The organism is Merdimmobilis hominis (assembly GCF_016901855.1).
In the GTDB taxonomy this organism is placed as follows: Bacteria; Bacillota; Clostridia; order Oscillospirales; family Ruminococcaceae; genus Paludihabitans.
In genome coordinates this window covers 86808-100502 of record NZ_JACJKY010000006.1, presented here as the reverse complement: position 1 = coordinate 100502, position 13695 = coordinate 86808, and the positions used below count along the sequence as shown (strand labels likewise).

The window sequence follows — 13695 nt, the reverse complement described above, 5'->3', positions numbered from 1 at the left end:
GGCAGATTGCTGTTACTCTTAAAAGTGTAATATGCTGATTCTGACCTGATGGAGGAGATCGCAATGATGGAAAACAGATGTTTTCGTTGTATGCGTGTGATTGAAACAGAAACTTGTCCGTATTGCGGGCATGACAATACAGCACCGGAAAATACATGGCCGTCGCTTCTTGCACCTGGAACGGTTGTCGGCAAGCGGTATCAGATTGGGATTGCGCTTGACCGCAACGGTGAAGGTGTCAGCTATATCGGATATGACACCGCACTGCAGCGGCGTATTCGGCTGCGTGAATTTTTCCCGTCCACGCTTGCGCACAGAGCAGAAAACGGCGCGACCATTTTGGTAAATCCCGGCTGTGAAGTGCAGTACAAAGCGCTGATGACCGATTTTGTAGAGCTTTCGCGGCAGATGATTGCACTGCGCACACAAGAGAGCAGCCTGCTGCGTGCGTTTGACGTGTTTACGGATAACGCCACTATCTACACGGTGTATGAAGATGTTGAGTGCGTAACGCTCGCGTCGTATTTATCGGAGCATGTGGGCGATTTTTCGTGGGCACAGGTGCGCAAACTGTTCCGGCCGCTGTTTGATACGGTTGTCATGCTCAATGAGCGCGGCATCATTCACCGGGGAATCAGCACCGATACGATTTTGGTGACACCGGAGATGACACTCCGTTTAAAAGGTGTTTGCACAGCGGCAGTGCGTGCCATCAATTCTGAGGTAAAACCCGAGTTGTTCGACGGATACGCAGCGCCGGAGCAGTATGAAAAATGTAAAGGGCACGGCGAGTGGACCGATGTGTATGCGCTGAGTGCCGTGATGTATCGCGTGCTTTCCGGTGTGACACCGCAGCGCGCCGATTTGCGCATGCAGGAAGATCGGGTGTTCCCGCTTTCGCTGCAAAAGCCGTCTGTTGCGCCTGAGGTTTCCGATGTCATCATGAACGGTTTGGCGCTTTCGTATGATCATCGGATTCGTTCGGTGCGTGCACTGCGGGATCAGCTGTATGCGATTCCGGCAGCATTCCGGCAGATTCAGCTCGATGATGATGAACCGGAGCAGAAGAAAAAAACTGCAAAGCAGAAAAATGAAGTACCGCGTGAAAAACATAAGCTGCCTGTATGGCTGATTGTGGTGCTTGTTTCTCTTCCGATCATGCTGATTTTGTTCTTTGCAGCATATATTTTGGTGCTCGGCGGCAATCAAAGGGAGATTTATGTGAATCCTTCGTCCGAATCTCAGATCGAATCGTCTGTGGAAGAATCGAGTGAGGAATCAGACGATAATCCGGATGAAACATCAAGCAAGCAGGAATCTTCCAAAGAAAGTCAGACGATTGCAAATGTCAGCGTCGATAATTTTGTCGGAAAATTTTATGATGATATTGTTTCCGCAAAAGTATATACAGACAATTTTAAATTTACAGAGAAAAAAGAAGTGTTCGATGATAACGCAGAGATTGGCATGATTGTTGAGCAGAGCATTGAAGCGGGTTCTACTGTCCCGATGGGGACAGAAATTGAACTGACGGTCAGCAAAGGACCGCAGTATGTAGATCTCCCGCCGTTTACGGACAACAGCGGCAATCCGATCGATGCGGCGTCTTATCGTGAGTATCTTGAAAGTCAAGGGCTTTCTGTCACCATTAAAACAGTTTCGGACCCGGATCATGAGGCGGGCGAAATCGTTTCGATGGACCCTGATGTCGGAACGCGGATTGACCGTTCAAAAACCTCTTCTGTAACAATTTACGTTGCAAAATAAAAGAAAGAGGAAAAGCGCACAACATCGGAACTTTCTTGTGTCGTAGAAAATTCCGGTGTTTCTTTGTGTGTTTTTTAAATATTTTACCGGTTGACAAATCATACACGACACTATATAATGATTATCAGATCGCGATAGAACACAAGATGTTGTGGTTTGAACACAGCATAGAAATACAAGGGAATCAAAGGAAGGAAAGAAATGATCACCACAATCACAAAGCGCGACGGACGTACTGTTCCGTTTACTTATGAAAAAATTGCAAACGCTATTTTCAAGGCAGCACAGGCTGTGGGCGGCAGTAACTATGAGGAGTCGCTGACACTTGCATACCGCGTGTGTGACTATGTTGAAAACGTCTTGAAAACAACCAATCCGACCGTTGAGCAGGTGCAGGACGCGGTAGAGAAAATTTTGATTGAAACCGGTCATTCCCAGACAGCAAAACAATATATTCTGTATCGTGCAGAGCGCACACGCGCACGCGACATGAACACAAAACTCATGAAGGTCTATGAAGATCTGACGTTTAAATCGGCGTGCGAAGTGGATATTAAACGTGAAAATGCGAACATTGACGGTGATACCGCAATGGGCACGATGCTTCGCTATGGTTCCGAAGGTGCAAAACGGTTTTACGAGCTGTATGTGCTCGATCCGGTTCATGCACAGGCACATGCTGTCGGCGATATCCATATTCACGATATGGACTTTTATACGCTGACAACAACCTGCTGCCAGATCGATATTTTAAAACTGTTCCGCGACGGCTTCTGCACCGGTCACGGCTATCTGCGTGAGCCGCAGGATATCCGCAGCTATGCAGCACTTGCTTGTATTGCCATTCAGTCGAACCAGAATGATCAGCACGGCGGACAGAGTATTCCGAACTTTGATTTCGGCATGGCACCGGGCGTTTCTAAAACGTACAAAAAATTGTATCGTGCAAACCTTGCAAAAGCGCTGATGCTTTTGTGCGATGTAGAACATGCAGAAGAGGAAGCAAAACGCATTCTTTCGGCAGTAGAAGAGAAAACCGGTCTTGTCCCTGTTTTAGCAAACGATAACGGCTATCAGGACGCAGAGGCACCGTATGTCCTGGCACTTGCACAGGATGAAGTGCTGGCTGATCGTGTGCAGAAATTTGCGGCATCACAGGCATATGAGGAAACCGACAAAGCAACATTCCAGGCAATGGAGGCACTTGTTCACAATCTGAATACGATGCATTCCCGTGCCGGTGCGCAGATTCCGTTCAGCTCCTTAAACTATGGCACTGACGTATCGCCGGAAGGCCGCATGGCAATGAAAAACCTTCTGCTTGCAACGGAAAAAGGTCTCGGAAACGGTGAAACACCGATTTTCCCGATTCATATTTTCAAGGTCAAAGAAGGTATCAACTATAATCCGGAAGATCCGAACTATGATTTGTTCAAACTTTCGATGCGTGTTTCCGCAAAACGTCTTTTCCCGAATTTCTCGTTTTTGGATGCGCCGTTTAATAAACAGTACTATAAGCCGGGCGACTACAACTCCGAAGTGGCATATATGGGATGCCGTACCCGTGTTATGGCAAACGCATATGATCCGTCACGCGAAGTGACCTGCGGCCGAGGAAACCTGAGCTTTACTTCAATCAACCTGCCGCGCCTTGGCATTGAAGCACATGGTGACATTGACCGGTTCTTTGAAATGCTCGAGCAGAAGCTTCAGATTGTGTCCGATCAGCTTTTACATCGCTTGCGGATTCAAAGTCAAAAACGTGTGCGCAACTTCCCGTTCTTGATGGGACAGGGCATTTGGCTCGATTCTGATAAACTGGGCATTGATGACACAGTCAGTGAAGTGCTTAAACACGGTACATTAACCGTTGGTTTCATTGGATTGGCAGAAACACTCGTTGCATTGACAGGCGAGCATCACGGTCAGAGTGAACGTGCACAGGAACTTGGCCTTAAAATCATCGGTTTCATGCGTGATTTCATGGACAAAAAGGCAGAAGAAACACACTTAAACTTCTCTGTCATTGCAACGCCGGCAGAAGGCCTTTCCGGACGTTTTGTCCGCATTGACCGCAAACGCTACGGCGAGATCCCGGGTGTAACGGACCGTGACTATTATACAAACTCGTTCCACATTCCGGTATACTTCCCGATCAGCGCGTTTGAAAAGCTCAAAAAAGAAGCACCGTATCATGCGCTGACAAACGGTGGTCATATCAGCTATGTTGAGCTGGACGGCGATCCGCTGAACAACCTGGAAGCATTTGAACAGGTGGTTCGTTATATGAAAGAAATCGGAATCGGCTATGGTTCCGTAAATCACCCGGTTGACCGCGATCCGGTTTGCGGATATACCGGTGTCATCAACGATGTCTGCCCGCGCTGCGGCAGACGAGAAGGCGAAGGCGTCAGTGTCGAAAAACTGCGTGAACTTCGCAGACAGTATCCAAATATGCCGCATTTTTGTGGTTGTGAATAAATAAGCTATTGAATGGATCAAGAGAGGAGTATTACTTATGATGGAGACAAATGAAAACAAGGCAGTATGCAAAGAAGTTGGAAACGGTGTTGGATTTGAACGCATCCGCAGAATCACCGGCTATCTCGTCGGCACATTGGATCGTTTCAACAACGGAAAACGTGCAGAAGAAAAAGACCGTGTAAAACACAGTGTTTAATTGGCAGAATCCCTCCCAGACGGAGGGATTTTGTTTTGAAGGGAGAAACGAATATGGAACAAACAAAAAAACTGCGGTTAAGCGGTGTTGTGACCGATTCGATTGTGGATGGAAAAGGAATTCGCATGACGGTGTTTGTGCAGGGATGCCCGCATCATTGTCCGGGATGTCATAATCCGCAGACGCATGATTTTTCGGCAGGCTATGAAGACAGCGTCGACCGACTGGTCGAAAAGCTTAAGGAAGATCCGCTGCAATGCGGCGTTACACTTTCGGGCGGCGAACCGTTTTGTCAGGCTGAGGCGCTGTTTGAATTCGCAAAGAAAGTCAAAGCGCTTGGTAAAAATGTGTGGGCATATTCCGGATATACATTCGAAGAACTGACAAGCGGAACGATTCCGTTTGCAAAAGAACTGCTTTCTGTCTGCGATGTGTTGGTGGATGGGCGGTTTTTGATGGAACAACGGAACTTGACACTGCCGTTTCGCGGAAGTGAAAATCAGCGTGTGCTTGATGTTGCAGCGTCGCTTGCACAAAATAAGCCGGTGTTGCTTGCGCTTTGACATAAATGCAGAAAAAGCCGCATTCTCCTCGATCATTTACGAAAAATTCATTGCTATTTGCGCGTGCGGATGATATCATAAATAATGGTATCTTATGAAAAAGAGGAGGAGATGTCGGTGAAGCGCATTTTTGCGTTTGTTTTGGCGCTGTGTCTGGCAATTTGCTTTTGTTCGTGCAGCGATTCTTCTGAACCTATTGTGCTGGCCTATGGCTTGCAGGCAAATCCGACAAATTTAGATCCCCAAAGTGCATCATCGCCGTCGGCGTTTACTGTATTATATGCGACAATGGAAGGCTTGTATCGATTTGATGAAACCGGAACACCGGTATTGGGTGTTGCGGAAAAGGAACCGGAGATTTCGGCCGATCAAAAAAAATATACGTTTACCATTCGGGAAGATGCAGTCTGGACATATTTGAACGAGGACAAGCAGGAACAAACGGTACCTGTGACAGCAGATGATTTTGTGTTTGCATTCGAGCGCTTGCTCGATCCGCAGACAAAATCACCGGCGGCAGAGCGCTTTTATTGTATTAAAAATGCTTCCGATATTCACGCAGGAACGATGGCACCTGAGACAATCGGCGTGCAGGCGATTGACGAAAAAACACTCGTGATCGAGCTTGAAACACCGACTGATTATTTTGAAAGCCTGCTTGCAACAACGTATGCAATGCCATGCAACCGGGAATTTTTTGAATCCACAAACGGAAGATACGGATTAAACAGAACGACGGTGCGTTCAAACGGAATGTATCGGATCGGATCCTGGGATGAAACAACACAGATTCGATTGGATAAAAATACGTATTATCATGCACCGGAGATTGTATTTGCCGATACGGTTCGGCTGCGCATTCCGCAAAAAGATGATGCGTCAGAGCTGGAACGGCTGTCTGATGATATTGTAAACGGTGTATTCATAAGCGGTCAGGATGCACAAGCATTGGATGAAACGGAATATCGGATGCTCCAGATGAAGGACGCTGTATGGGGAATTCAATTTCAGGTTGCAGACGGACCATTTTCAAATGCATCTATTCGAAAGGCGGTTTCGCTGTGCTTTGACCGTGCCGTTTATCAGTCGAAGCTCCCTTCTTATCTTACGGCAACCAACACGATTATTCCGACAGATGCGATGCTGTTTGGAAAAATGTATGAACCGCTTCAAAAAACCGATACCATTGATCCAGCTGCTGCTTATACAGCGTATCAAAAGGGATTGTCGGAACTTTCGAAAAATAGCATCACAGGGGCAAAACTTCTTGTGTGTGAATCGGATACAGTAGACGTTGCGTCTTATTTTTCGGACATTTCTCAGATCTTACAGCGTGATTTATCCCTGTTTTTAAGTGTTGAGTCGCTGCCGCAGAAAGAATATACGCAAAAACTCAAAAACGGTGACTACGATCTGGCGGTTGTCTGTTTAACGTCATCAGACAATAACGCACTTACATATTTGTCGTCATATGCTTCGACAGCTTCAAACAATACAAGCGGCTATCAGAATGCATCGTTTGATGCGCTTTTAAGTGAGGCAAACAGTGCCAATCAATCCAGTCAGGCGCTTGCATTGTGCAGACAAGCAGAAGATCAGCTCCTTTCTGACAATGTATTTTTACCGATGATGTGGCAGTCAAAGGTATTTGCCACGAAAAAAGCGACAGAGGGATTGGTTTACCTAAAACAGACCGGTGTTGTGCATTTTATGAAAACGACAAATGAAACAGCTTGATCAAATAAACAAGCACGGAGGAACTATGGAGAATATTCAGTTTTTTTCATTGGAATGATTATTGGACTTGCGAATATTATTCCGGGTGTCAGCGGCGGAACAATGGCAGTGGTATTCGGTGTATTTGACCGATTGATTGCATCGATCAGCAATATCCGCAAGGAATTCAAAAAAAGTATTTTGTTTTTACTTCCGATCGGCTTGGGTGCCGGCGTGGCAATTCTGCTGCTGAGCCAGGGCCTCAAATGGCTGCTGGATCACTATTATATGGCGACAAACCTTTTCTTTATCGGTGTCATTGTCGGCAGTATTCCGATGATTTTTGGAAAAGCGGTGGAAGGCGGCTTTAAAATCCGCAATCTGATTCCGTTTGTTGTGACGTTTGCCATGATGATTGGAATGATGTTCCTTTCACCGGAGGGTGAGCAGGTGATTGCTCGTTCATTGGATGTGCTTACATTCATAAAATTGCTGGTATTCAGTGCGATTGCAGCGATCAGCATGATCATTCCTGGTTTAAGCGGCAGTTTTGTCATGCTATTGCTTGGCACGTATAATACCGTGATTACAGCGATTGCCGAACTGAATATTGTGATGCTGATACCGGTTGTTATCGGCGTGGCGTTTGGTATTTTGTTTGGTTCAAAACTCATCAACTGGCTGATTATGCGTTTTCCGCAGGCAACGTATTTTGCGATTTTAGGCTTTGTCATCGGTTCCATTCCGACTATTTTCGGGAAAATCAGTGCAGCACAGGCATATCGCGGCGGCTGGGAGCTTGTAATTGGTATATTGGTGGGTGTAATCGGTGTTTTGATTTCGTTTGTATTTTCAAGCGAAACTTTAAAGGAACGTTTATTTAAGAAAAAGGAACATAAAGAAGTATAAATGAATAAATCCGGCGAAGAAAGGATGGCATGCAATGAAACGATGGGAAAAAGCGGGGATTGTTTGCTGTTCCGATCCGTTGCCGGATTCTTTTTTGCCGCAGACGCAAGCACTCTGCGAGGTACTCTCTTCACTCGGCATTACACCGGTGTTGAGTGATGCGATGTTTATATCTGGATTACGCGGGAAAAACGCGATGAAAGCAAAAGCAGATGCATTGATGCGAATGATCAAAGATCCCGATATTTCGGCGGTATTCGATGTCTCCGGCGGTGATCTTGCGAACGGAATGTTGCCGTATCTTGATTTTTCGGTTTTTGCAGACCATCCGAAACCCATATTCGGGTACAGTGATCTGACTGCATTGCTCAACGCAGTATATCAAAAGGCTGGAACTGCCTCGGTGCTCTATTCGGTCAAGAACTTGATCGGAAAGCACGCAGATGTGCAGATCGCACGGTTTTTTGCATATTTGCAGGGGAACAGCGATCTGCTTTTTTCACCGACATGGCAGTTTGTGCAGGGAGAATCCATCCATGGCACGTTGATCGGCGGAAACATCCGCTGTTTGCTAAAGCTTGCAGGCACGCCTTATTTTCCGGCGTGCAGCGATGCTGTGCTGTTTTTGGAATCGAGAAGCGGCGGAGAAAACCGCATTTGTTCGTATTTTGATCAGCTTTTGTGCATGGATGTGTTTTCGAAGGTGAACGGTGTGCTGCTCGGAACATTTACGGAGTTTGAATCTGTGTGCGGTGAGGATGCACCGCAGCAGCTGCTGATGGAAGTTGTGCAGAATAAACATCTTCCGATTGCGAAAACGAAAACAGTCGGGCATGGCAGTGATTCACATGCACTGCCGATCGGTGTTCGGGTATCGCTGTGCGCGCAAAAAGCTTCATATTTGCAGTTTTCACATCATTCGGATTATGATATAATACCATTATAACAACGAAAAACAGGCGGAGGAACCATACATGCAGTTCATTCATGGCGTAATTCATACAATGGAAGGCGAGGTCTTTGAAGACGGCTATCTGACGACGAACGGCTCGGTGATTGAGTCGGTCGGATCGATGGACAGTCTTTCTCAGATTAAAGCCGATGCAGTCGATTTAAACGGTGCAAGCGTGTATCCGGGATTTATTGACGCGCACTGCCATATCGGCATTTGTGAGGACGGATTAGGATTTGAGGGCGAGGATGTCAACGAGGAAACACATCCGCTCACACCGCAGATGCGTGCGATTGATGCAGTCAACTTTTTGGACGACTGCTTTGCGGAAGCAGTGGATTCCGGTGTGACAACGGTATTGACCGGCCCAGGCTCGGCAAATCCGATCGGCGGTCAGTGGCTGGCAATGAAAACATACGGCCGCTGTATGGAAGAAATGGCGTTTGCCGATCCGGTCGGTATGAAATTTGCATTCGGTGAAAATCCGAAAGTTTCATATAACGCGAAAAATATGTCGCCGATGACACGTATGGCAACTGCGGCGCTTATTCGCAAGCAGCTGCAGAAGGCGCGCAATTATATCGAAGATATTCGCCGTGCCGAAGAGGATGATGAGTTGGACGAGCCGGAATTTGATGAAAAATGCGAAGCACTCATTCCGGTGCTCAAAGGCGAGATGAAAGCGTTTATGCACGCACATCGTGCGGATGATATTATGACCGCACTGCGCATTGCAAAAGAGTTCTCGCTCGATGCGGTCATTGTCCATGCGACGGAAGGGTATAAAATCGCGGATCTGCTTGCAGAACGTGATGCTAAAATTATCACAGGTCCGATTATCTGCGACCGTTCCAAACCGGAATTAAAGGGCCTCACGCCTAAAAATGCGGCGATTTTAGCACAGCACGGAATCAAAGCAGCTGTGTGTACCGATCATCCGGTTATCCCGATTCAGTATCTGCCGCTGTCTGCGGCGATCTGCGAAAAAGAGGGACTTTCTCATCAGGCGGCGCTCGAAAGTATTACCATCCGTGCGGCAGAAATTGCAGGCATTGATGCGCGTGTCGGTTCGCTCAAGGCCGGAAAAGATGCGGATTTCTGCGTATTTCCAAGTGATCCGCTCACCGTGAGCGCAAGTCCGTCGATGGTTGTAATCGGCGGCGTGGTTGTGAAAAACAGAAAAGACGGAGGAAATGCATGACACAATATCAGTTTGTATGTCCGTGTTTGTTCGGACTCGAAAGCGTGCTTTCGGGAGAACTGCGCCGCATGGGTGCAGGCAATGTCATGGCACATAACGGAAAAGTCACATTTACAGGTGACAGCGCAATGATGGCGCGCGCGAATATCGGACTGCGCACTGCGGAACGTGTGCTCATCGAAATCGGAAAATTCACAGCAAAAACGTTTTCCGAGCTGTTTGATCAGGTGCGTGCATTGCCGATTGAGGAATATATCGGCTCCAGAGATGCGTTCCCGGTAAAAGGCTGGGCGCTTGAATCGAAGCTTATGAGTGTACCGGATTGTCAGGCAATCATCAAAAAAGCTATGGTAGAGCGGATGCGCCACCATTATAAAATGGACTGGTTCCCGGAAACAGGAGCACTGCATCAGATTCAGTTTTCCATTTATCATGATGAGGTATCGATTATGCTCGATACCTCGGGCGCAGGACTTCACAAGCGCGGTTACCGTGTTAATTCCAATGCAGCGCCGATTAAAGAAACGCTGGCGGCAGGCATGCTGGATCTGATCCGCGTGTATCCCGATACGGTTTTGTGTGATCCGTTTTGCGGTTCGGGAACCATTTTGATTGAAGCGGCTATGAAAGCACTCAATGTTCCGCCGGGACTCAAGCGTAAGTTTGCGGCACAGAATTTCGGCATGTTCGATGAATCGATTTGGCGGCAGGAACGTCAGCGCGGCATTGACGGTGTACGCCGGGATATCACATTTTTTGCGTATGGTTCGGATATTGATCCGGAGAGCGTGGCGCTCGCAAAGGAAAATGCAAAAAAAGCCGGCGTGTTTTCCCGTATGCTCATCGGACAAAAGGATGTTCGTTCGCTTGTGATGCGTGATGATCTGACGCTGATTGCGACAAACCCGCCGTATGGCGAGCGTATGCTCGAGCAGGAGGAAGCACGGGAACTGTATCGTGCGATGGGAAAGGTGCTTTCCGGTTCGGATGCGGCAAAGGCGATCATTACGCCGGACGAACAGTTCGAAACGCTGTTTGGCAAAAAAGCCGACAAGCGCCGGAAATTATATAACGGCATGCTCAAGTGCCAGTTGTATTTATATCAGAGAAATCGCAAAAAACCAGAAAGGGTGGAAACCTATGCAGCAGAATGAAAAACAAGCAGCCAGAAAGCTGTTCATTAAGACAGCAAGTGCATTTTTTATGGGACACATCGGCGGTGTGATCATTGCGTTTATTTTTTGCTTTGGACTGTCCGGCTTGTTTGAAGGAAACGGTATTTTTGTGCTGATTCCGGTTGTTTTATTTGTTTACAGCTATCCGGCTTACGGAACCATGTGGAATGCCGGACATCGAGATTTGAACGCGGCAAACTTTGGTCATACAACACTGCATCGCTGGAAAGGCCTTGTCTATGGACTGGCAGGAATGATTCCGGTTATTTTGATTTCGTTAGGATTTATCCTTTCAAAATTTGGCCTGCTGTTCAATTTCGTCATGCCGTATAAAGTGATCAATGCGGAAATCTGGCCGATCATCAATCTGATCAATACAAGCATCTATCTGCCGGAATTTACATACGGACAGGTCTTTTTGATTGCGGCTTGTTCGCTGATTCCGGTGCTGATCGGCGAGTTTGGGTATCTGATGGGCACATATGACATCTCCATTAAACAAAAAATGGTATACCGCAACGAAAAGAAGAAGTGATCTGCATAAACAAACGCCTGCTTCCATATAGATAGCGATGATAACAAGGAAAAAGCATCGAGTGGGAGGAGGCGTTTTCTCATCGTTACGCGTGTGATTCGTGTGCGTCGAGGTCTTTTGGCTATGATTTGTGCAGGACTTATTGCTGTTTCGGCATTGTTTCATGTTGTGGCACAAACGACGCTCTATACGTCCGAACAACGGGAAATTGTACTGGATGCAGGACATGGCGGATTGGACCCTGGTGCGGTTTCAGCGGATGGGATCAGTGAAAAGGATATCAATCTTGATATTGTGCTCATATTGCGTGATCTTTTGACTGCGAGCGGGTTTTCTGTGACGCTGACAAGAGAAACAGACTGTTCACTGCATGAGGAAGGCTGTCGCACTGTTGCAGAAAAAAAGACGTCAGATTTAAAAAAACGGCTTTCTATCATCAAGGAACATCCGCAGGCAGTTGTTGTTTCGGTTCATCAGAATCATTTTGGTGAATCAAAATATCACGGCGCGCAGATGTTTGCCGGACCAAAGAACGAACAAAGCCGCGTGTTGGCAGAATATTTGCAGGCGTCATTTCGTCAGACACTTCAGCCGGAAAATACGCGCGAGGTGAAAACGGCGACAAGCAGTGTGTATATCATTCACGAAGCGCCCAATCCGATTGTGCTTGCAGAGTGCGGCTTTTTGTCGAATCCGCAGGAGAGCCAGCAGCTTGCCGATCCGGATTACAGAAAAGCAGTGGCGCTGACATTATATCAGGGAATTCTTGCGTATTACGCAAACGAAACATGAAAGAGGGATACGATTGGCAAAACCAAGGACACAGTTTGTCTGCAATCAATGCGGATATGAAACGGTAAAATGGCTGGGCAGATGTCCGGAATGCGGGAACTGGAACTGCTTCGAGGAAGTGGTGAAAAATGCGCCTGCACCGGCATCGTCGTCAAAAATTCAAATTGAGCCGCAGCGTTGGCACGCGCAGCAGATCCGCTCACTTCAAGAGATCAACGAGGATGATGAAATCCGGTTTTATACAGGAATCGGCGAACTTGACCGCGTGTTGGGCGGTGGCATTGTGAAAGGATCGCTCGTGCTGTTGGGTGGCGATCCTGGCATCGGAAAATCAACACTACTGCTCCAGATTTGCGAGCATCTCGGAAAAGAACTGACGATTTTGTACGTTTCCGGCGAGGAATCGGCGCGTCAGCTAAAACTGCGTGCAAACAGACTCAATGTAAAAACAGAGGGACTTTTGGTGCTCGCTTCGACCGATGTGGAAACAGTCGTGAATACGATTCTTGCCAAAAAGCCGGATCTTGTCATGATCGACTCGATTCAGACGATGTGTATCGGTTCGATCACTTCATCGCCCGGCAGTATTACGCAGGTGCGTGAGAGCACCAATGCGTTTTTGCGCGTGGCAAAATCGGAGGATATCCCGATTTTGATTGTCGGCCATGTGAATAAAGACGGTGCGATTGCCGGCCCGAAGGTGCTTGAGCATATTGTGGACTGCGTGCTCTATTTTGAAGGTGAACGCAATATTTCATACCGGATTCTCCGCGCTGTGAAAAACCGCTATGGCTCCACCAATGAGATCGGCATGTTCGATATGGGGGATGAGGGTCTTTGTGAAGTGCCGAATCCGTCGCTTACACTCATTTCCGGCCGTCCGCAGGGTGTTTCGGGAAGCTGTGTCGCATGTATTCTCGAGGGCAGCCGCCCGATTCTTGCCGAGGTACAGGCGCTTGTCACAAAAACCGGATTCGGTACGCCTCGCCGCACAGCAAACGGCTTTGACTATAACCGCATGAATCTTTTGCTGGCAGTGCTTGAAAAGCGGGCAGGCTTTTTCTTCGGAACGCTTGACGTGTATATCAATGTTGTCGGCGGACTTCGGCTCGATGATCCGGCGGCAGATTTGCCGGTGGCACTCTCGCTTGTGTCAAGTCTGCGCGACCGTGCGGTCGATGACGACTTGATCGCATTCGGCGAAATCGGTTTGGGCGGAGAAATCCGCAGTGTCCACAACTTGGCCGAGCGGGTCAAAGAGGCGCAGCGGCTTGGATTCTGTCGGGCGATTGTACCGAAATCTGCGATGTCACAGCTTGCACAGCTGCGCGGGCTGAAGATGGAGCTTTTGCCGGTTTCACACATCAAAGAGGCGTTTGCTGTGCTTTCGTGACTTCCGTGAAAG

At 47.7% G+C, this 13695-nt stretch carries 11 protein-coding genes and 1 pseudogene; all 12 read left to right on the top strand.

Going from position 1 to position 13695, the window contains the following annotated elements; genetic code table 11:
• Positions 1 to 63: 63 nt before the first annotated feature.
• On the top strand, positions 64 to 1767 hold the full coding sequence (locus H6A12_RS05265; RefSeq protein WP_204445566.1) for a PASTA domain-containing protein: 1704 nt from the start codon (positions 64 to 66) through the stop codon (positions 1765 to 1767).
• A gap of 201 nt (positions 1768 to 1968) precedes the next feature.
• A complete protein-coding gene (locus H6A12_RS05260; RefSeq protein WP_204445564.1) occupies positions 1969 to 4248 on the top strand; it encodes an anaerobic ribonucleoside triphosphate reductase in 2280 nt (759 codons plus the stop codon).
• Between the two features lie 82 nt (positions 4249 to 4330).
• Positions 4331 to 4447, top strand: a pseudogene (nrdD, locus tag H6A12_RS05255) (anaerobic ribonucleoside-triphosphate reductase); the annotation flags it as partial.
• 53 nt (positions 4448 to 4500) lie between these two features.
• Positions 4501 to 5010, top strand: coding sequence for an anaerobic ribonucleoside-triphosphate reductase activating protein (nrdG, locus tag H6A12_RS05250; protein ID WP_204445562.1), 510 nt, complete (start codon positions 4501 to 4503; stop codon positions 5008 to 5010).
• Between the two features lie 117 nt (positions 5011 to 5127).
• Complete coding sequence (locus H6A12_RS05245; protein ID WP_204445560.1) at positions 5128 to 6747, top strand: ABC transporter substrate-binding protein; 1620 nt, start codon at positions 5128 to 5130, stop codon at positions 6745 to 6747.
• Between the two features lie 54 nt (positions 6748 to 6801).
• Positions 6802 to 7635, top strand: coding sequence for a DUF368 domain-containing protein (locus H6A12_RS05240; RefSeq protein ID WP_204445558.1), 834 nt, complete (start codon positions 6802 to 6804; stop codon positions 7633 to 7635).
• A 34-nt stretch (positions 7636 to 7669) separates the two neighbouring features.
• Complete coding sequence (locus H6A12_RS05235; RefSeq protein ID WP_204445556.1) at positions 7670 to 8581, top strand: S66 family peptidase; 912 nt, start codon at positions 7670 to 7672, stop codon at positions 8579 to 8581.
• 28 nt (positions 8582 to 8609) lie between these two features.
• Positions 8610 to 9788: an amidohydrolase gene (locus H6A12_RS05230; protein ID WP_204445554.1), complete on the top strand. Its 1179-nt coding sequence runs from the start codon at positions 8610 to 8612 to the stop codon at positions 9786 to 9788.
• Positions 9785 to 10942: a THUMP domain-containing class I SAM-dependent RNA methyltransferase gene (locus tag H6A12_RS05225; protein WP_204445552.1), complete on the top strand. Its 1158-nt coding sequence runs from the start codon at positions 9785 to 9787 to the stop codon at positions 10940 to 10942. Before H6A12_RS05230 ends, H6A12_RS05225 begins: the two co-directional genes overlap by 4 nt.
• A complete protein-coding gene (locus H6A12_RS05220; protein ID WP_204445550.1) occupies positions 10929 to 11498 on the top strand; it encodes a hypothetical protein in 570 nt (189 codons plus the stop codon). The genes H6A12_RS05225 and H6A12_RS05220 overlap by 14 nt, the downstream gene beginning before the upstream one ends.
• 123 nt (positions 11499 to 11621) lie before the next feature.
• Positions 11622 to 12290 carry an N-acetylmuramoyl-L-alanine amidase gene (locus H6A12_RS05215; protein WP_204445548.1) on the top strand — a complete coding sequence of 223 codons (669 nt, stop codon included), beginning with the start codon at positions 11622 to 11624 and terminating at the stop codon, positions 12288 to 12290.
• Between the two features lie 13 nt (positions 12291 to 12303).
• Positions 12304 to 13683, top strand: coding sequence for a DNA repair protein RadA (radA, locus tag H6A12_RS05210; protein WP_204445546.1), 1380 nt, complete (start codon positions 12304 to 12306; stop codon positions 13681 to 13683).
• Positions 13684 to 13695 lie beyond the last annotated feature (12 nt).